Here is a 19,065-nt window from a genome sequence, read left to right as displayed (position 1 = left end):
GCGGGGGAACGGCAGGTTATGGGAATATACCGCAAGCGCGAAACCTCCAGGCTGTGTATCTGCGCCCTGATTCTTATCGCGCTGGCCGGTGCGGGCGTCCATTGTTCAAAGGAAGCTTCGGATAATGCCCCCGGAAAGAAGGCGGAACAGGAGCAGCCGGTGGCGGAAAAAACCGCGACGGGCAAGGTCGTGCTTCATTTCTTCTACGGGAAGGAATGCACCCACTGCAACAGGATCAAGCCGGATATCGAATCCCTCTCCGAAAGCTACCCCGGGCTGGAAGTGCTAAAATACGAGGTATGGCATGACGCGGCCAACCAGGAACTGCTGGTGAGCACGCTGGAGGGCAAAAAACGGGTCGAAGTGCCGGGGAAGAGCGGCACCTCGCAGGGCGTGCCCACCACCATCGTGGGTGACGAATACTACGTGGGATCGGATATGGGCGTAATCCGGGGCATGGCGGTGCGGGGACTCAGGAAGGCGAAAGCGGGGCAGGGTTGAACGAAGCGTACGGCGGCACGGAGGCTTCATTATGTCGTATAACGCCTTCGCGCGGGCCCGGCGGTCGCCCTCCCGGCAGGGGAATATTTTCTTGACATCTATAAAAACGGTGTTTATACTCGGAATAGTCGCAATCGCCTCGAAAGGCTGCGCACCGTGCGCGGCAAGGGGTACGCTGGAATTAATTCTTGATTGATCGGCATTTTTATATAAATTTCTTTACTAAAATGGCCGATACATCTATAAGAAAGGATCAGATGTAGTGTCTTTATGCACTCGGCTTTACATTGATGGTTCTTCATTATAGCAATTTTCTGGCTAACAATATCGTTTTTAAAAGGAGTTAAAAATGAAAGGGGAGGCCAAGTCGATTATATTGGCGGTTCTGGTCAGCGGTCTCGTGCTGCTGCTTGGTGTCGGCAATGTAAGTGTACATGCGCAGGATGCGGCGAAAACCGACACGGCGGGCAAGACCGAGAGAAAGCAGGTGACCGGCCTTGTTACGGACTGGTTGAACGATTTCGAGGCGTCCGAGGATTGGAGGGCGAATTCCACATGCCCGCTGGGTGATACAAAAATCCGCAAGATACCCGGCAAACCCCGCCCGGTGAACGAGAAGGGCGAGATGGTGAATGACAAAGGCGATCCGGGCGAATTCCCCGGAGAACTGCAGGACGAAAACGGCAATACCCATAAAAACGATTTCGTTCTTGGCGTGAAGACCTATTATCTCGAGCGCGGGTACGACCGTGTCGAGGTGTCCCCGCCAAATGAATATATTATCCGCGGCAAGGCCAAGGAGATCAAGGTATGGGCTCTGGGGCGTAAATTCCGCCATACCCTGTTCGTGAAACTCCGGGACTACCGGGGAAACCTCTACAAACTGAAGGTCGGAAGACTCGATTTCTGGGGCTGGAGGGAGATGTCCGTCGTCGTTCCTGGATGGCTTCCGCAGTCGGCGAGCTATGCCATGCTCGACAAGAACCTCCACTTCGTCTCTTTCTTCGTGGAGAGCGACCAGTACGAAATGCCCGGCACTTTCTACTTCTACCTGGATAACCTGAGGGTGGTTACCGACATGTCTGAATTTACCGGCGACCAGTCTATCAAGGATACCTGGTAAAATTGAACGGCATATTGAAGAAGGAGGGATGTGATGAATAAGTCATCTTATAATAAAATTCTGGCGGTGCTGGTGTGCTGCGCGGCCCTGGTTATCGCGGGAACCGCGATGCCCCAGGGGGCGTACTCCCGCCTGAACACTAACGTTCCCGCTGATATCAGCGAAAACGAGCTGAAAGCGGTCGTGGTCGAGGACTTCGAGGCGATCAAGGACTGGACGATCGAATCCACCCCCAAGAAGATCGCGGATGAGAAGAAAAATCCCATCCCGGTCCTGGACCTCAAGCTTATAGAGGGGGGGCCTTCCGACCTCATACCCGAGCGCTGGTCCGCGGATAAAAGGGGACTGGAGAAGAAGAATTGTATCGGCGTGCATTTCAGATTCAAATACGCCGACGTGGGCAACTCGGTGCATCTCCTTCCCCCGCTTGAAACCCAGTGGGATGATCCCACGAAGGCGGTTTTTACCTTCGATCCCCGGACGGGTACCAATATCCAGGAGCGTGCCATCCAGCTTCCCGGGCGTGCGAAGGGGATTTCGATATGGGCCCATGGGCGTGGGAACGATTACACGCTTGAAGTATGGGTGAAGGATTTCAAGGGAGACGTGCACATACTGAAATACGGGTCCATTAACTTCGTAGGATGGAGACCTCTTAAAGTAGATATCCCGTCGTTTATACCCCAGGAAGTCCAGTCATACCCGCAGACCAAGGTGACCAAGATCGTGCGGTTTGTAATCCGCTCGACGCCGAATACCGGCCCCGAAGAAGTATTCATGTTCTTCGACCAGGTGAAGATTCTCACCGACGTATTCGAGGTCAACTTCGACGGCCAGGCGCTCCACAAGGCGTTTGGCGACTCGACAGGCGGGGGAACCAAGACGGATACCCCCAAGTAGTCGCAGATATTCACTCCTGAATTCAACAGCGCCCATCGGTAACGATGGGCGCTTGTATTAATAAAGTGCTTGCAAAAATAGCAATTATCAGTAAATTTGTATGTAGTAGTAATACAGGCTTTCTGCTGACTTGAATAATGTCCCTCCTGTTGGGAACGCGTGGCGATTGGTTTCCTGTTCGCGGTCCCGAGAAATCTTAGGTGCATACGTTACGATCCGAAGTCGAGAGATTGAACAGAGGTGATAGTATTCCATCGGCGGAAAAAAATTCCGCGAAAACCGGCATTTCAAATTGAAGTGTCAAGTAATCGGAAGAATAATATCTATGCTTATCGCACCGCAAGGAGCATAAGTGCGGGAAGGGCTTATGGAAAATGAAAAACTGCTGGAAAAACTCAATTCGCTGTTCAAAGAAGAGCTATGGGGCCGCATTGAGCCGAAGGACATCGGCATATCGAAATTCAAGATCCTGGATGACCTGTTCAATAACCTTATCGGACAGGGGCTGTTTAACGAGACCCAGGATGTTTGCAGGTCCCACATAGCGGATCATCCCGACTCCATCACCGCGTCCTATATCGTGGGGCTTATCGGCTACCACCTTGACCGCCTGGAGGACAAGGTCCACCTGCGCAAGCTCATCGAGCTGTTCCTCGACCATCACAAATGGGCGGTTGTACAACGAATCGCGGAAAGGGTGCTCGAATACGGTGAAAACCGCGTCGCGCTCAAGGCGCTCGCGACCGGCCTGGAAAAATTGGGGCGCAATAAAGAGGCCATCCCGATCTGGGAGAACCTGCTTCGCATCGACCGTTTCGACGCGGAAGTGTCCAAGAAGCTCGCGTTCGCGATAATCGAGGACGATCCGGAAAAGAGCATTCAATTCATGAAGCTCTCAATAGAGGGTTTCATTAAAAACGGGCAGTATGATGAGATATCGGAGCTGTGGAACAAGCTCGTGTCCGTATCATGGAGCGATATCCAGTTTTTCGAGCGCATCGAACGCATGCTCGTTGACGCCAAACAGCGGGATCTTGCCGCCACCCTCTTGAAATCGTTGCTGCATAAGTATCGCGACGAGGAAAACCCCGGGCAGTCCATCGATATTATCAAGAAGATTCTGGATTATCTTCCGGAAGATTCGTCGGCGCGCCGGGAGCTGATACGCTTTTACGAAAAAAAATATGGTACCCATTCCCAATACCAGCAGTTTCTTAAAATCTCGCGCCTGGGCAACTTCAAGATACCGGTCAGGCACGCTATCCAGGATTTTGAGAAGAATATCGTGTTCGACAAGGGGAACTACGCCTATCACCGTTCCTGGGGAATCGGGAATATCAATGAAATCGACAGTGAATACCTCGTCATCAATTTCAGGGACAAGAGCGACCATCGCATGTCCATACCCATGGCGCTCCAGTCGCTCACGCCCATCAAGCAGGATCATCTTTTCGTAGTGGAGTTCGAGGATCCGGAGGCGCTCAGGCTCATGTTCAAGGAGGATTTCCTCCAGTTTTTCGAAATACTGATAAAATCGTTCAATAACGAAATTTCGGTAACCGAGATAAAGAAGCTTCTCATCCCGAAATACGTCGAACAGAAGAACTGGTCCAAGTGGTGGAGCAAGGCGCGCACCGACATCAAGAAGGACCCGCGTTTCGGCACCTCTGAAAAGAAGAAGGATCACATATTCATGAGGGAAAAACCCGTCACCTACGCGGATGAGCTTCTCGACAGGTTTACGAACGCCCCCAACTTCAGCGGGCGCACGGACCTTGCGCTCGAGTTCGTCAATAACGTGGAGGCGGCCGAAAGCCCGGAGATCGCGCAGTATTTCATCGATTATTACACCAAGCAGGTCAAGGAGGGTTCGCCCACCAAGCAGATACTCTCCTACTTCATCCTGCGCGGCTTTTCCAAGTTTGTCGACGCCAAGAAACTCAAGCTCGACGCGGTACGGGCGAAGCTTGTCGAATACATCAAGGAAAGCCAGGAAATTCCGCTGCTGTCGATCAAGATCACCTCGTACGATTATAAGAAGGACCTTGTGAATATCATAATGGAATCGCGCGAGGATTGGACGCACGTAGTGTCCGAAATTCTCTTCGAAACCCCGGTACGAATCCACAAGTACATCATGAACAACCTCATCCAGAATCACGCGTACAACGTGATCAACAGCTTTATCGATCGCGTGATCACCGGGGCCAAGCAATACCCTGAAATATTCCTCTGGGTTGCACGCAGTCTCATGAGCAGGGTCTGGGATTACGAATGGTTGGATTATCCGCGCGAGGCGTTGCTTCTCACCTATTTCAGGCTCATGAACGAGCTGAAAAAGATCGAGGCGAAGGGCAATCGCATGAAAAACATGGCGGTTGATATCCTGTTTGACAACGAGGCCGCGGTTCTCAAGGAAATTGTCGCGACAATGCCACAGAGCTTTGTCGGCAAGGTATACGATATGCTCGCGGGCGTTTCTTATATCGAGGAATCGCAGCGAGACCGCTTTTTCGCGATAATACGCACCAGGTTCCCGGAATTTAGCGTGAAAACCGCGGTCCAGGCGCGCGAAACCGAAGAATGGAAGTTCGATGTCGAAAAAATTCTCGTATCAAGGGAGGGCTACGCGCGGATCACGCAGGAGCTCAACCACATGATCAACTCCGAGATGCCCACGCTTACCAAGGAGCTCGCCGGCGTTTCCGACGTTTCGGGCGATATCAGGGAAAATGTGGAATACAATACGCTGATGGAGAAGCAGACAATTCTGAAAATGGCCATAAACAAGCTCGAGAACGAAATAAAGAAAGCGGAGATACTGGACCTGGAAATGGTTTCCACCGAAAGCGTGAACGTGGGGACAAATATCGTCGTCGAAGAGGTAGCGACCGGGGAAAAGAATACGTATACCCTGCTCGGGCCGTGGGACGCCGATTATGAAAAACGCATACTTTCCTACCGCTCCCCGATAGGCATGGTGCTGCTCGGTAGGAAGCCGGGCGAGGTGGTGGACCTTAAGCTGGGCGAAGAGGTTCGCGCGCTCAGGATCGTCGCGATCGAGAAATACGTGCCATGAACAGTTTTGGTGAATACTTCACCTACCGGGGTTCGGAGCTGGTGTGCGAAGGCGTCGCCCTTCGCACCGTGGCGGCCGAATTCGGCTCACCGCTCTACGTGTATACCGAGCGCGGATTTGTGGAACGGTTCCAGGAGATCGACCGCGCCTTCTCGGGCATGGAACACCTTATCTGTTATTCGATCAAGTCCAACCCGAATATTAACCTGTTGAAAATAATGACGGCCCACGGTTCGGGGATGGACGTGGTATCGGGCGGGGAAATTTACCGGGCGCTGGCCGCGGGGGCGGACCCCCGGAAGATCGTGTTTGCGGGCGTGGGGAAAACCGACGAGGAAATCGGGTACGCCCTGGACACGGGAATCCTCATGTTCAACTGCGAATCGATGCTGGAAATCGGCGAGATCAACCGGATCGCGCTGGGGAAAAATATGATCGCCGATATCGCGATCCGCATCAATCCGGACGTGGACGCGAACACCCACCAGTACATTACCACGGGCAAGAAGGAAAACAAGTTCGGGATCGCGATCGAGCACTTGAAGGAAAACCTGGATGCCCTGAAGGGCTTTACGGGGGTCAGGCTGCGCGGTATTCATGCGCATATCGGTTCGCAGATAGCGCGCGTGGAGCCTTTTATCGACGCGCTCGACCGGCAGATCGTGCTGATCGGCGAGCTCCGCGGGCTTGGATTCGACTCCATCGAAAATATCAATCTCGGGGGGGGCTTCGGCATTCGCTATAAGGACGAGGAATCGTTTCCCGTTGAAAGGCTCGCGGGCGAGATCGGGAAGCGCATCGCCCCGCTGGGTCTCAGGCTCATCGTGGAGCCGGGACGGTATCTGTCCGGTAACAACGGCGTACTCATCGTAAAGGTGCTTTATAAAAAGAAGAGCGGCGGAAAAACATTCCTCATTACCGACGGGGCGATGAACGACCTGATCAGGCCTTCGCTCTACAATGCCTACCAGCACATTCTCAATTGCGTCCTGCGCGAAGGGACGGAGAAGGCGGACGTGGTGGGACCGGTGTGTGAATCGGGGGATTTTTTCGCGAAGGATCGCGAGGTCTCGCTCACCGGGCAGGGGGATTATCTCGCGGTGATGTCGGCGGGCGCGTACGGCATGTCGATGGCCTCGCGCTACAATTCCCGCCGTCTTCCCGCCGAAGCGCTCATCATGCCGGACGGCAGGGCCCGCCTTATTCGCGCGCGGGACCTCTACGAGGATTTGATAGCCCAGGAACGGGTCTAAAATTAAATTGACAAAAAGCCCGCATATATTATAGAGATTCAACGCTGCCGCGATGGCGGAATTGGTAGACGCGCTAGGTTCAGGACCTAGTAGGTGCAAGCCTGTGGGGGTTCGAGTCCCTTTCGCGGCAATAGCACAAGGGGGAGGTCTTCGGAAGAGGATCCCCCCCTTTTTATTAAATGGATTTTTTGATTTCCGCCATGGTGACGATTGGAACCCTGATCGTCCCCTTGCCCGCCACCCTGTCGAGCAGTTTCTGCGACGCGACCGCGTACAGAAGTTTCGCTTCCACGAAAAACCTTTTACCCGCGAGGGGAGAAACGCTTATCGTCTCGTAAAGTGATCCCCCGGCGGGGACGCGCCTGTTTTTCAGCACCTCGCGCGCCTTGGCGATGTTCTCCACGGGATTCCCCTTCCCGTCGCCAAAGACGGTGTTATACAAGATTGTACCGTCGGGGAGATACCCGTTCGCGTCCGGGACCCCCGTCTCGAAGACGGGGGCGCCTGATTCATCGGTCACGCGCACCTGCAGCCACACCTGGCGCACGTCGGTGAGTCCCGTCGGGAGGGAATGACCGGCCCCGGTATTTTTAACCGTCACGACGATCGAGCCCGCGCGTGCCGCGGACACGTCGAGATCGAGCACGGCTGCGTTCTGCAGGCGCTCTACCGCCATCGCGGCCTTGACCTTGTCCCCGGATCCCGATGGAATGAAACTGTTGCCGCCCACGAAAAAGTGGGTGAACACATGTTCGCGCGCGGGACCGTCGGCGGAGGCGAGCCCGGGATTTTTCGGCCGTTTCGTCGAACCCGTCGCGGGTATCCCCGGCCGCTGGTACATGTGACAATCCTGGCATACGAGCCTCTTCGAGGAGTCGGCCGAGTTATAGGGGCTGGCCTGCCATTCCTCGTAGGTGGTCTCGAGCTTCGTTCCATACACGACATGACGCACATCGTGGCACACCGCACATATCTCCGGGCCGGTATGAAATTTCGAATGCGCGCTCACGTGATAGTCCGACCTGGAATCGGCGAAGGGTCCGCGCTTCGTTCCCGGCCTGGATTCCCCATGACCCGGATCCAGGAGAATGTTATTGTTGAAAAGCGTCCTGGCGCCGGTAGCCGAGTGGCAGAAATCGCACTGCACGCCCTGCGCCGCTATGCCGGCGACTTTCCCCTCTTTCTCTTCCGAGGTCTTAACCGGGAACCCGGAAAAAAAGCCCACAGGCGTATGACACTTCACGCACGATTCCGCTTCCGCAATTTCATCCCGATCGGTGAGCCCCTCGAGGTAGTAAAAGGCGGCCGCGCGGTACACCCTGTCGCTTTGCGCGAGGTGGTGGAGTGAATTTTTCCACTGTTCATAGATAGTGTCGTGACAGCCGCCGCACACCTCGGGCGCGATGAAACGGGAGAGTTCGTAGTGCCCTTCCGGCATACCCGGGAACGAGGCGATGGGCAGAATCGCGAGCGCAGCGGTGAGGCACACGAGGTAAAAGGCCGTTTTTCCGGTTTTCATGGGTTTATCCGGTTGTCAGTTTGGCAGCTTATAGTTTTTCAATCGCATCGAGAATGGCTTCGATGGGTTGGGCGCCGATTAACTCGACTCTATCGTTGATCACGATTTTAGGCACCGAGCTTACGTTGTACTTGATCGCCAGCGGCGTAAACGTGGAAGCCTCGACCATATCGGCCCTGATCTTCGGGTTTTCGAGCGCGAGACGGTGCGCGGTCATGACCGCTGCCGGGCAATACGGGCAGCCCAGGGTCACGAATACCTGGATGTGGGTATCCTTGCTTATCTTCGCTATGCGTGCGGACAGCGTTTGCGGGAGCGATTCCTTGATTCCCGAAACCTCGAGTATTGCGCCCAGGAATGAGTTGATCTCGTACCCGCCGGGAAATCCGTAGAACTTGATCCTCGTGTCCTTTCCGTCGTTGTCAAGGAGGACGACCGCGGGAATGCGTTCCACCCCGAGTTCTTTCGCCCGCGCGCTGTCCTTCCTGAATTCGTAGGACACCAACGAAAGTCTGGGTGAGAGAGCGGTGAGCTCATCGAGAAACACGTGCGTGTCCCTGCAGGTCGGGCATTCGAATTCCTGGGTGAAATAGGCTATCCCGACATTGGATTTGAGCTGGCTGAGGATCGAGGTGAGCTGCTTTTTAACTTCTTCGTTCAGTATGCCCATGGTTGTCTCCTTTCGTGCGTTAGTCGTTTTTCATAAGGTAGTCACAGGCGGAAAGCGCGGCCTTGGCGCCTTCGCCCGCGGCGATAATAATCTGCTTGTACGGAACCGAGGTCACATCGCCGGCGGCGAAGATCCCCGGTACGTTCGTGTTGCATGAGGCATCTACCACGATCTCTCCAGCGGTGTTCATTTCAAGGAGACCGTTCACGAAATCCGTGTTCGGGATCAGGCCTATTTCCACAAAAACGCCCTGGACGTCCAAAACCTTCTCCAAACCGGATTTCATTTCACGGATGACCGCGTGTTCGACGCTCAATGAGCCTTGAATCTCTTTTATCGAATGCTCGAAAAGGATGGTAATATTTTCAAACCTTGCAAGCACGTCGATCATGACCTTGTCGGCGGAGAGATACGGCAAATGAAGGATCAGGGTCACATGCTGGGCGATCTTCGCGAGATCGATGGCGGCTTCGACTCCGGAATTTCCGCCCCCGACGACCAGGACGCGCTTGCCCGCGAACAGCGGGGCGTCGCAGATGGCGCAGTACGCGACCCCCCTGCCGGCAAGCTCCATTTCGCCCGGCACACCGAGCTTTCGCCAGCTCTTGCCGGTCGTGATTATCAGGGTCCGCGCCCTGAACATGCCGCCGTCATCGAGCGTGACGGTCACGGGCGAGCCCTTCTTTATCGCGCGGGCCTTCCTGCCCTGCGAGATGCCGATTTCGAACTGCTGGACCTGCTCCTTGAAGCGCTCAGTGAGCTGGATGCCCTCGATGTATTTATATCCCATGTAATTCTCTACCGCGGCCGTCTCGGCGACCTGTCCGCCGAAATCCATGGTCACCAGGCCCGTCGATACACCCTTCCGTATGCAATACACGGCGGCCGTTAACGCGGCAGGCCCGCCCCCTATGATAAGCACGTCATAGACGCGATTTGGGTCGAGGGCGACCGCCTTGTGCTCGCTGGTGAGCGCGCCCAGATTCAAGTTGAAGTCCATAGTTGCCTCGGATGGATCTGCCGGATGAAGGGCCGGCGAAACCGGGGAGGTAATCCCCGGGGTTGCGCACGTGCCTTAAATAAGTTTAAGGCGAAAATGGAAAAAGTCAAGCGCCGAATTCCCCGGTTCTATGCTATTTACGGATTATGCGGTTACACGCGTCATGTGCCATGAAAATAGCGGTTTACATTCCATGCGTAAATGATTATCAATGAACTCGATTCGAACGGAGGAGCGGGGCACCATGAAACTTTATTCGTCTGAATTCACAAGCGTAAGAATAACCATTGAACGGGAGGAGCGCGCCGTGAGACCGGGGGGCGCCCTGAAGCCCAAAACGGGACTCGACCTCGACAATTCCATGCAGCACCGGATCGAACTGGGCTGGAAGGATTTCCTCGGGGCGCGTGAATGTATAGGCCGTTTCTTTTTCACGCTGGCGACGGCCGGATTCGGTCTTGTGCTGCTTCTCGGGGCGCTTTCCATAGGCCAGATCGTGAGCCTGAGCCGGTCCCCCTTCATGGCGCCCGAATGGATGTTTATCGGCGGGGGGCTGGTCGTATTTTTTTCAACCTGGGTAGTCCAGACCGTGAGGGCGGTGATACAGCATGCGAAGATAAACCTTGTCACCCGGGAACGGGGAAACGGCAACTGGAAGCTTCTGGGCATGGAGGAATTCGCAAAGACTAAAAGTGTGCTCGCCGCCGTCAGGGAGCGTGAACTTGCGGAGAGGGAAAAAGCGAGAATTGAATCGGAGCAACGCGACAGGGCCCGATTCACGGGAAAGCCGTAACATTGGAACTGCCGGTTAATCGGCCCCCCCGTATTAATACAGTGCCAGAGCCGGGCGCGGGTGTAGCGGAAGGACGCCTATTCCTTGAGCGCTTTCTGGAGGCTCTTATCTATGTAATTAATATGGATTACCATGAGTTCCTTGGCGAGCGATGAATCGCGGGATTCAATGGCCTGAACGATCTTGATGTGATGATCATAAATGGCCTTCCCGCTTCCCTTGACCTTAATGAGCTTTTCCCGGCTATACGGCAGAACGCCGCGGATAATAATAGAAATCGATTTCAGCAGGTGGGTAAAGATGGTGTTGTTCGTGGCATCATACAGGTCGTTATAAAATTCCCCGTACAGCTTCCCGCCCTCGCGGGTCACCATGAGGTTGTCCACGCCCAGGTTGTCGGCCTGTTCCTTGAAATTCCTGAGTTTGCGGATCTGCTTTTCGGTTGCCGAAAGGGCAGCCAGCGCAGCCGCCTCGGAATCGAGGATTCTTCGTACGGTTATAAGCTCCCAAATCTTGCGATGATCGACCGATATGAGGCCTTCGATGGGAGACCTGATCGCGTTATCCACCACCGACCTCACATATTTACCCTTGCGTCCCTGTGACTCTATGAATCCCTTCGCTTCCAGGAGCTTCATTGCCTCCCTGAGCGAAATCCGGCTGATCCCGAAACGTCGCGTCATCTCGAGCTCGGAGGGCAGACGATCGCCCACCTTCAGGATGCCCGTGCCTATGAGTTCAACCACCTGGTTTACTACCATGCTGGGAATGTCCGGCGCCTTTTCGATCCGGTTAATCTTGATATCTACGCCTTTCGCTTTTTTATCCATTAGAGGGGTTCCTATGACTCATTGATAAATATGGCTGATCGAATCCGAATCGCAATAATATCCGAAGTGCTCACCCGGCACACAGGAAAAATCGACAGGCGGGTCGCTGGCAATTCAATTTTGTGGCCTGCGCAAAAAAACATAAAGTATTATTGTAATATAATATTTAATTTATAATGTCAATAATATTTACAGGGTGGCGCCTAAAAAGTGACATCGTGAAATTCGGGGCGGGTTTCGGCCCCGGATCGGCAAACGCGGGTGATACTTTTCTCCCGGGGGGGAACGGGCTGCGTATTCCAGGCGCCCGCGGAAATATCCGCCGGCAAAGATGCAGGCAGGCGTGGCATTGTACGGACCTTGCAGGCGTGAAGAAAGTATTTGACAAACGTGTCGCACGGTACTAGGCTTCAGGACATAAGGCTCACACAGCGTAAAAGGATTTTACTCATGGTGAGACGGTTAAGGTCCTTTTCCAGGATACAGGGAGGTAGGTACATGCGAGTGGTACATAAAACCGGGCTGGCGCTTGTTGCGGCGATCCTGTGCGTGGCGATCACCGGGATCAGGGGTAATGCGAAGGACATCCAGTTTGAAAACATTGAAGTGGAAAAGATCTCCCGCTACGATGAGGACCGGATAGCATACCAGCAGGTTGAAAAGGATGTGTCGCCCTTGCTGGACCCGAGCCTTGCTACGCTGCTGATAATCAAGGATCGAAAAATCTATCTCATCAAGGACGGCTACGATAACCTCCGGGATGTGCAGACTCAGCGCCTGATCCTCGAGATGGAGAACAAGTTATTGGGCGACCTCTGGCCCAACAAGATCGACAACAAGCCGGACTTTATCCGGGTCACGGAACGCAGGGTGGAATTGCTCAAGAATACCGATGAAGTCAAGCCGGTTGCGGAGAGCAGGAAAGAGGTTAAAGCGGAGACCGGGGCCGAAACCAAGGGGGAAACCAAGGATTTCGTCGAGAGAAACTTCGGGTCATTTTTTATCTCGGTGAGAAATGCGCTGCTGAAAAAGCACGTGGCCATCTTCAGGCAGCTTATGCGGGACCGCCGCGAATCGGGTCTCATCGTGGACAGGTTTCCCCTGCCCAAGCCGACCTACCTTGGTGCGGCGCAGGTCCAGAAATACGGAATCACCGTCGTGGGAAAAACGATCGATGAAAAGGTTTATTACGCGGAAGACGCGGACGGCGACGGAGTGGCCGAAATATTCTACGTGGATATTCCGGACGGTTTCACCTGGGGCTATAATTCGGGGCCCAACATCATATTCATCTACAATAACAGGCAAAAGGATATACAGGATATAATCGGTAGTCTCACCAATGACGCCTATTTTGGCACCAAGGAGGAAGAAGAGCATATCCTGAAAACCTTCCCCAAGGACAGCGATATTATCCGCGAATACGATCTCGAATTGCCCGCCGAGAAAAAATAGCCCGGAAACCAGGTTGAAACGAGGGGAGCGATGTGCGCGGCACATCGCCCTTTTATTTGGCGCGCATCGCCTCGTGGGCCTCACGCAGATCCAGGTAAAGCTGGAGATAGTTGTTCTCGACTCCGCCCATGGCCACCTTGGGCTTCGTGGTGGGCCCGTGAAAGTCCGACCCCGCCGTGATGAGCAGCCTGCGGGAACGGGCATATGCCGTGAAAAATTCGATTTCCTCCGGGGAGTGATAGCTTGATATGGCCTCGATACCCATGATCCCATTGCCCGCAATCACATCGAGGAGCGAGCGGTTCTTGACGAACACGGGATGCGCGAGAATCGGTATCCCCCCCGCGTCGAGTATTGCCCGGATACCCCGGGCCGTGGGGATGGATTCGAAATTCACATAACCGGGTTTTCCCTCGACCAGATAGTCCCGGTAAAAATTCATGAGCGGATTGTCGCTCTTTGGTCCCGTCCGGTAGGTTTCCAGGAAATCGAGCCCCGCGTTCTCCGGGGCGCCGATAGCCTCCCGCATGATTGAGGTCGCCGCGGGGGCGCGGCCGTCCGCCATCTTCCATACCCTGTCGGCGTCCATGAAGATGCCCTGCGCCCGGAGTGCTTCCATGCGCTTCACGGCAATGGCGGTCCGATACTCCTGTATGGTTTTCAGGATTGCCTGGAGGTCAGGAGAAGCGGGATCGATAAAGTATCCAAGGATATGCTGCTGGGAGCCGTCCTCGGGCAGGACCGTGGTTATTTCCGCGCCGGGGACATAGTGAACCGGCGACGTCCCGGAGCATGCGCGGGCGTCGGGAATGGATTCGATGGAATCATGGTCGGTGATGGAAATGGCGGCAAGACCACGCGATTCGGCGAGCGCGAACAGGTCCGCGACCGGCAAATCTCCGTCCTCGCTGTATCGTGAATGGATATGAAGGTCGATGCGCGCGCTCATTTCGGATCCGAGCGGCCCGGCCAAGAGCTACTTCCAGTTCTTGATCGTATGGATGAGCTTTACCGTTTCATTTTCAGGGAGAAAATCCAGCGGATCGAGAGGGATGTTGATGCATCGTATCTCGAAATGGAGGTGGTTGCCCGTCGACATCCCGGTACTTCCCACGTAGCCGATTATCTGACCCTTCCTCACGAAATCCCCGACCTTCACCATGTTGACCGAATTGTGGGCATAGCGCGTGATGAAGTTGTTTCGATGCTCGATCTCGACGGTATGGCCGTATCCGCCCATGTAGCTCGAATAGATCACACGGCCGCCCATGCTCGCCCGTACGGGACTCGCGGTACCGGCCGGAATATCGATCCCGGTATGGAAAAATCCGCCCCTGACGCCCAACACCGAAGATATATTCACCACCTGCTCGACCGGCCAGATAAACTCGTCGTCCGTGGTTTCAATCCCGGTACGCACAATGTTTCTGGTCTTCAGCAGGTCGATGAAGGCCTGGGTATAGGGAACAAACAGGTATTCATTGCCGATCACCGCGTTTGCGGCGAGGCCGTTAACGGCGTAGATATCCTCCACCGATGTGCCGTATTCACGCGCCGTGGTGGGTATGGAATACTGGGAAGGCATGAGAACCCAGCGGCCTACTTTCCCCCTGAATTCCTGGAAATTGCTGGTATCCGGGAAGATTTTCTCCGCGGCGCCGGCGGCCGCAGCTAACGCAAGGATCATGAGTAGTATAATAGCGATTCGTTTCATTTTTGTCCTTATCACACACACAGGATTATCTTCGAAAACAAGCGCATGTCGTCCGAAGATGTTTAATTACCGTCCACGTTAAACGGGAAACCGGGCTTCCGGATGAATGTGCCTTCTAGTTAGCCTGATCGGCAGGATGGCCCGGCCGGTGAAGCGCGTTATCCCAGGGAACGAATTCTGTATCTGCGGCGATATCGCGAATGCCCCACCAGCGCCATTATCGACGAAATCTGAGGTGTTTGTCAATAAAAAAATGGTCCCTCCCCGCGCCGGGAAGCCGTTCAAACAAGGCTTCCCGCCGAGGGGACGGGAAGAAAAATGAGAAGGGGAAGGTTGCGTTAAGCGATATGGGTTTTTCTGGCCTCGAAGGGCTCTGTTGCGCCCATGAGCTCATTGAGGACCGATTCCCAGTCGAAATTTTCCACCGCATTGCTGCGGGATTTGTCTTTCATGTCCAGATAGGCCTCGTAATCCGAGGTGATGAGCCGGATCATGTATTCCAGCTTTTCAACCCAGTCCGCCTGATCGCTGGATCGGGCCACGAGACCGGTGCTGCCCGGTATGATGATTTCCTTGGGGCCGCCCGAATCGGAAACCACGCCGGGCAGTCCGCACGCCTGGGACTCGAGAACCGACATGCCGAACGTGTCCGAGACGCTCGGAAAGACGAAAATATCCGAACCGGAATATATCTCGGGCAGAATCGCCTGGCCGAGCTTGCCGGTGAACACCACCCTGGGGCAGTCCTTCATGCGCGTCTTCATCTCGGGAAGGTCCGGTCCGTCGCCCACAAGGAGCAGGTTGAGGTTCTCGTGTTTCTTCCTGAGCACCTGATACACGTCGAGCAGGAAATCCAGGTTCTTGTCCTTGGAAATACGGCCCGTAAAAATCATCGTGATGCCGTCGCGGACGCCGAATTTCTCCATGAGCGTGGTTTTGCCGCGTTCCCGCATGGAGAAGTACCTGGCGTCGATGCCGCGCTTGAAAATGTGCATGCGCGAACGGTCGTATCCGCGCCCTTCGAGAATGTCCATGTACTCATAGGTGGGGACCCTGACGTCGTCCATGGAGTCGTAAAACCAGCGGATAGCCCGCTCTATGACGGGCGGTATGAAGCTGTTTTTCGTTATCGCCTGCGACTGGAGGTAGAAGTCGGTATGATAGATGGCGATTTTACGCACCTTGAGTATATTCGCCGCCCACATGGCGAAGAGGCCAACGGGCCCGGGCGTCGAAATGTAGATTTCCGTGGGCTTGTATTCCCTGATGATCTTCAGCGATCTCAGGAAGGCCGGCACCTTTATGGTGTATTTGTCGTAATAGGGAAGCTTGAACGACAGCAGGTGCGGCAGGTTGATCACGTTCGGGGGAAGCTCCGCCGTAATCTCCCCGGGCAGCAGCGATGAAACCAGGTGCAGGTTCATCCCACGTTTGTGGGCGAGCCATCCGAGCTTCTTGAGGGTCACGGAAGGACCGTTCAGGTCGTTCAACGTGTCCGTGAACCAGAGTATGCGCTTTTCCTCCGCGGATTCCTCGCGGGGCTTGAGGTTCCTAACAAGCTGTCCGTCCTGGAGGAAGAAGAGCTTCAGGGCCGAAAACGTGGGCATGGAGAAAAATGCAGAAAGCGCCCCCTCCCTGCCCGCGGCCGGGCCGTACTCCCGGGGCGCCGTCTTGTTCTTATTTGACATTTTATCGCGTGACATTGTATATTCCTTTAGTGTCGAAGTCGTTGACCGACGCAGCATGAATCCGGCTACGCGGCGAAAGTATCTTCTTTCCGGTCCTTCTCATAGGACTGCATCGCGCGGCGCGCGCGGTCGCGCTTGCTGAGCCGCTGGTGTATGTACTCGACGAGCACCCACAGGAAGGCGCTGAGCCAGAAGATGAAGAAGATCTCGAGTACGCTGAACTTCATGGTGTTTACCTCTCAAAGCCCCTTGGGGCCGTGTACGGGATAGTTAAGCAATTGTCGTGCCAACAGGGTATTTTTTCTAAAATAGTGTAACTCCTGGAATTTCGAGTACTTGTAACGAGGGGGTGCTTTGGGGCATCAGGGCGATTCCAGGGTAAGTATAGAGAATTAATCACACTGTTGAAAAATTGCAACACCGGGCCTCATCGTTAGCCAATCCGGCCCCGGGTAGAGATGCTCTGAAAGGCTGCTTTCAACATATATTAAATGGAGGTCGGTTATGAAAAAATGTATCGCCGCCGGGGTCGCCCTGGCGTGTTGTGTGGTTTTTAGCGCGTGCGGCAAGGCCGGGAAGCCGGGAGAGATTACGGGGACCATAACGATAGCCGTGGGGGAGGTGACCGTTAACGGAAAGCTCGCGAAGGCGAACGACACGGTAAAATTTGGCGATGTCATAGAGACGAAAAAAGACGCAAAGTGCCGGATTATCGTGGACGGCCAGAACGTCATTGAAACCTGGAAAGAAAGCTTGTTGGTATTCAAGCTCACGCAAGGGGACGGGCTCCTGGAGTTGAAATCGGGGTCCATGGGCGCCCTTTTGAAAAACCTGAAGAAGGTGAAGGAATTCCGTGTGACGACACAGACGGTGGCGGCGGGAATACGCGGCACGGCCTTCTGTATCAACGCCGAAACCCCGGACAAGACCTACACCTGCACCTGCAACGGCAAGGTGGCGTACAAAGCGGAAGGCCAGGGGAAGGAGACGGTGATATCGGCGGCGCACCACAAGGCAGCGTATTACGAGCGTGTGGACGGCAAAATCAAGGATAAGGAAGCCGGGATGCTCTATCATACCGACGCGAAGATGGAAGAGCTTGCTTCCAGCATTGGTGTCAAGATAGATTGGGGGAAGGCGGAATAGAATCGGCGGGGGCCGATTCTCCCGTATCCGCGATCGCACATAGTTATATATCGAACGCGTGCGATCGCGGCCGGGACCCTGGCGCGCTTATTCTTTCCCTTTGCTTTTCCGGACCGCGCGCAGGAGGTTGGACTTCCCGCGTCCCATCCAGACCCCGTACCCGAAATTGAAGGCAAGCGGCGTGCTGCCAATCGAGTATGCATAGGCGAGGTCCGGCTGCTGGGGCGGGTTTGGAAGGTCCGAGAGCGCAACCGGCGCGGAGTAGGTCCCGAATAACAGTATCTCCCACTGGGCCGGGTCGAAATACCGGTAGGGTATCGCCGAATCGTCCTGGATGATGATATCGCTCCTGTCCATGAAATGGCGCGCCACGTCGAGAAGCCATTCGGTATGCAGCAGGTAGACCGCCGATTTCGTGATCATGTTCATGTGCTTCATTTTATCGAAAAACTTTCCCTCGGGCGTGCCCTTGGCTAGTATGCTGTTGTGAAGCCGCGCCTTGAGGTAGACCAGGCTCCGGGCGGCGGTTTCGCCGGGCACCATGAACATGATCCTGCTTCCGTAGACGGCCGGCTTTGACCCGCCGATAAGCCCCTGTGCGTCAAGGGGCTCCACGTCGCCCTTGGGGCCGATTCCCACGAGGGAAACATCGGTCACGGTGAACCCGAGCCGCGCGACGAAAATGAGGAGGGAAGGGGTCACCCCCTCGATATACTTGTTCGCCATCTCCCGCGCCATGATGCCGCTCTGCAGGTAGTTCTGCGAAGCGATCGTCGATATCGCGCGCTGGACCGACTGAAGCCCGTAGGCGAGCTCGTTGGCGTTGAGCTTGAGCGGCTCCGGGATGGCGCCCGGCTCCTCGAGCGCCATCATGAGGTAGGAGGGGCAGTCGGGATAAAAGGTGTACAGGTTGATGAAATCGGCGCCGCTGAACGGGTAAAAGCCCATGGTGCCCTTCACCCGGGAGGGTACGTACTGGGTGCGCCAGGGAATGATGAAACCCTCGTTTTCCTTTTTAACCAGCGTCCAGAACCACTCCATCGCGGACGCGTGCTGGGTGTAGACGTCGAGTCCGGTGAGGGGCAGGAAGCTGCTCTCCTGGCGTTGGGGGAGCCCCGCGAGGAAGCGCGCAAGGTCGTTCCAGTAGGGATCGACCGCCTTGCCGGTATCGGTCTTTGAAAACGAGGGGGCAGCCGCGGCGACCAGCGCGACGAGTATGAGTCCATGGATGATTTTTTTCATTTGAATTCCTGCTCTGCGATGCTGATTGGGCTCAAGAGATACGCACACTTTTTCCGCGCCGGGACGCGTTCGTCAATATCTTTTCGGGTAAACCATGGCCGGCTGTCAGGCTACGGCAGAGGCGTGTAAAAGGCCGGGGGTCCGATATTCTT

The 19,065-nt window shown here is 55.0% G+C and carries 16 protein-coding genes and 1 tRNA gene; 9 read left to right on the top strand and 8 right to left on the bottom strand.

What is annotated here, in order from left to right; translation table 11 throughout:
* Positions 1-18: 18 nt before the first annotated feature.
* The 6 genes from EPN93_15545 to EPN93_15520 all read left to right on the top strand — a co-directional run bounded on the left by EPN93_15545 (position 19) and on the right by EPN93_15520 (position 6,986).
* On the top strand, positions 19-501 hold the full coding sequence (locus EPN93_15545) for a thioredoxin (GenBank protein ID TAL32718.1): 483 nt from the start codon (positions 19-21) through the stop codon (positions 499-501).
* A 349-nt stretch (positions 502-850) separates the two neighbouring features.
* Entirely contained in the window at positions 851-1,624 is a 774-nt protein-coding gene (locus tag EPN93_15540) for an endoflagellar filament sheath protein (protein TAL32717.1), read from the top strand.
* A gap of 33 nt (positions 1,625-1,657) precedes the next feature.
* Positions 1,658-2,524, top strand: coding sequence for a hypothetical protein (locus tag EPN93_15535; GenBank protein ID TAL32716.1), 867 nt, complete (start codon positions 1,658-1,660; stop codon positions 2,522-2,524).
* A 367-nt stretch (positions 2,525-2,891) separates the two neighbouring features.
* Positions 2,892-5,603, top strand: coding sequence for a transcription elongation factor GreA (gene greA / locus EPN93_15530; protein TAL32715.1), 2,712 nt, complete (start codon positions 2,892-2,894; stop codon positions 5,601-5,603).
* A complete protein-coding gene (lysA, locus tag EPN93_15525; GenBank protein ID TAL32714.1) occupies positions 5,600-6,856 on the top strand; it encodes a diaminopimelate decarboxylase in 1,257 nt (418 codons plus the stop codon). The genes greA and lysA overlap by 4 nt, the downstream gene beginning before the upstream one ends.
* Before the next feature lie 46 nt (positions 6,857-6,902).
* Positions 6,903-6,986: transfer RNA gene (locus EPN93_15520), tRNA-Leu, on the top strand.
* Positions 6,987-7,031: 45 nt separating this feature from the next.
* Here the strand turns inward: EPN93_15520 and EPN93_15515 are convergent.
* The 3 genes from EPN93_15515 to EPN93_15505 are packed head-to-tail and all read right to left on the bottom strand — an operon-like array spanning position 7,032 to position 10,045.
* Positions 7,032-8,375, bottom strand: a complete 1,344-nt coding sequence (locus EPN93_15515; protein ID TAL32713.1) for a cytochrome c554 family protein — start codon at positions 8,373-8,375, stop codon at positions 7,032-7,034.
* A gap of 28 nt (positions 8,376-8,403) precedes the next feature.
* The gene (locus EPN93_15510; protein TAL32712.1) at positions 8,404-9,045 is read right to left on the bottom strand and encodes a glutaredoxin; all 642 of its coding nucleotides are present in this window, start codon (positions 9,043-9,045) and stop codon (positions 8,404-8,406) included.
* 19 nt (positions 9,046-9,064) lie between these two features.
* Complete coding sequence (locus EPN93_15505) at positions 9,065-10,045, bottom strand: hypothetical protein (protein ID TAL32711.1); 981 nt, start codon at positions 10,043-10,045, stop codon at positions 9,065-9,067.
* 244 nt (positions 10,046-10,289) lie between these two features.
* On the opposite strand from EPN93_15505, the gene EPN93_15500 reads away from it, so the two are divergent.
* Positions 10,290-10,838, top strand: coding sequence for a hypothetical protein (locus EPN93_15500; GenBank protein ID TAL32710.1), 549 nt, complete (start codon positions 10,290-10,292; stop codon positions 10,836-10,838).
* Between the two features lie 77 nt (positions 10,839-10,915).
* Here the strand turns inward: EPN93_15500 and EPN93_15495 are convergent, their stop codons facing one another.
* Positions 10,916-11,668 carry a FadR family transcriptional regulator gene (locus EPN93_15495; GenBank protein ID TAL32709.1) on the bottom strand — a complete coding sequence of 251 codons (753 nt, stop codon included), beginning with the start codon at positions 11,666-11,668 and terminating at the stop codon, positions 10,916-10,918.
* A gap of 498 nt (positions 11,669-12,166) precedes the next feature.
* Between EPN93_15495 and EPN93_15490 the strand changes: the two genes are divergently transcribed.
* Positions 12,167-13,123 carry a hypothetical protein gene (locus EPN93_15490; GenBank protein TAL32708.1) on the top strand — a complete coding sequence of 319 codons (957 nt, stop codon included), beginning with the start codon at positions 12,167-12,169 and terminating at the stop codon, positions 13,121-13,123.
* A 52-nt stretch (positions 13,124-13,175) separates the two neighbouring features.
* Here EPN93_15490 and EPN93_15485 read toward each other — a convergent pair whose 3' ends face one another.
* The 3 genes from EPN93_15485 to EPN93_15475 form a co-directional block, all read right to left on the bottom strand.
* Complete coding sequence (locus EPN93_15485; GenBank protein TAL32707.1) at positions 13,176-14,072, bottom strand: PHP domain-containing protein; 897 nt, start codon at positions 14,070-14,072, stop codon at positions 13,176-13,178.
* A 27-nt stretch (positions 14,073-14,099) separates the two neighbouring features.
* Complete coding sequence (locus tag EPN93_15480) at positions 14,100-14,837, bottom strand: M23 family metallopeptidase (protein ID TAL32706.1); 738 nt, start codon at positions 14,835-14,837, stop codon at positions 14,100-14,102.
* Between the two features lie 338 nt (positions 14,838-15,175).
* Complete coding sequence (locus tag EPN93_15475) at positions 15,176-16,582, bottom strand: glycosyltransferase family 1 protein (GenBank protein ID TAL32705.1); 1,407 nt, start codon at positions 16,580-16,582, stop codon at positions 15,176-15,178.
* Positions 16,583-17,029: 447 nt separating this feature from the next.
* Between EPN93_15475 and EPN93_15470 the strand changes: the two genes are divergently transcribed.
* On the top strand, positions 17,030-17,671 hold the full coding sequence (locus EPN93_15470) for a hypothetical protein (GenBank protein ID TAL32704.1): 642 nt from the start codon (positions 17,030-17,032) through the stop codon (positions 17,669-17,671).
* An 87-nt stretch (positions 17,672-17,758) separates the two neighbouring features.
* On the opposite strand, the gene EPN93_15465 is transcribed toward EPN93_15470, so the two are convergent.
* Positions 17,759-18,913 (bottom strand): hypothetical protein, encoded by a 1,155-nt coding sequence (locus tag EPN93_15465; GenBank protein ID TAL32703.1) that lies wholly within the window; start codon positions 18,911-18,913, stop codon positions 17,759-17,761.
* Positions 18,914-19,065: the final 152 nt, after the last annotated feature.

This window comes from Spirochaetota bacterium (assembly GCA_004297825.1).
Taxonomy (GTDB): Bacteria; Spirochaetota; UBA4802; order UBA4802; family UBA5368; genus FW300-bin19.
The sequence above is the reverse complement of the archived record's forward strand: the minus strand, read 5'-3'. Positions and strand labels throughout refer to the sequence as shown.

Bases quoted from the DNA above. Each gene is read 5' to 3' on its own strand.
- EPN93_15545 (TAL32718.1), top strand. From the start codon at position 19: ATGGGAATATACCGCAAGCGCGAAACCTCCAGGCTGTGTATCTGCGCC.
- EPN93_15540 (TAL32717.1), top strand. From the start codon at position 851: ATGAAAGGGGAGGCCAAGTCGATTATATTGGCGGTTCTGGTCAGCGGT.
- EPN93_15535 (TAL32716.1), top strand. From the start codon at position 1,658: ATGAATAAGTCATCTTATAATAAAATTCTGGCGGTGCTGGTGTGCTGC.
- greA (TAL32715.1), top strand. From the start codon at position 2,892: ATGGAAAATGAAAAACTGCTGGAAAAACTCAATTCGCTGTTCAAAGAA.
- lysA (TAL32714.1), top strand. From the start codon at position 5,600: ATGAACAGTTTTGGTGAATACTTCACCTACCGGGGTTCGGAGCTGGTG.
- EPN93_15515 (TAL32713.1), bottom strand. From the start codon at position 8,375: ATGAAAACCGGAAAAACGGCCTTTTACCTCGTGTGCCTCACCGCTGCG.
- EPN93_15510 (TAL32712.1), bottom strand. From the start codon at position 9,045: ATGGGCATACTGAACGAAGAAGTTAAAAAGCAGCTCACCTCGATCCTC.
- EPN93_15505 (TAL32711.1), bottom strand. From the start codon at position 10,045: ATGGACTTCAACTTGAATCTGGGCGCGCTCACCAGCGAGCACAAGGCG.
- EPN93_15500 (TAL32710.1), top strand. From the start codon at position 10,290: ATGAAACTTTATTCGTCTGAATTCACAAGCGTAAGAATAACCATTGAA.
- EPN93_15495 (TAL32709.1), bottom strand. From the start codon at position 11,668: ATGGATAAAAAAGCGAAAGGCGTAGATATCAAGATTAACCGGATCGAA.
- EPN93_15490 (TAL32708.1), top strand. From the start codon at position 12,167: ATGCGAGTGGTACATAAAACCGGGCTGGCGCTTGTTGCGGCGATCCTG.
- EPN93_15485 (TAL32707.1), bottom strand. From the start codon at position 14,072: ATGAGCGCGCGCATCGACCTTCATATCCATTCACGATACAGCGAGGAC.
- EPN93_15480 (TAL32706.1), bottom strand. From the start codon at position 14,837: ATGAAACGAATCGCTATTATACTACTCATGATCCTTGCGTTAGCTGCG.
- EPN93_15475 (TAL32705.1), bottom strand. From the start codon at position 16,582: ATGCTGCGTCGGTCAACGACTTCGACACTAAAGGAATATACAATGTCA.
- EPN93_15470 (TAL32704.1), top strand. From the start codon at position 17,030: ATGAAAAAATGTATCGCCGCCGGGGTCGCCCTGGCGTGTTGTGTGGTT.
- EPN93_15465 (TAL32703.1), bottom strand. From the start codon at position 18,913: ATGAAAAAAATCATCCATGGACTCATACTCGTCGCGCTGGTCGCCGCG.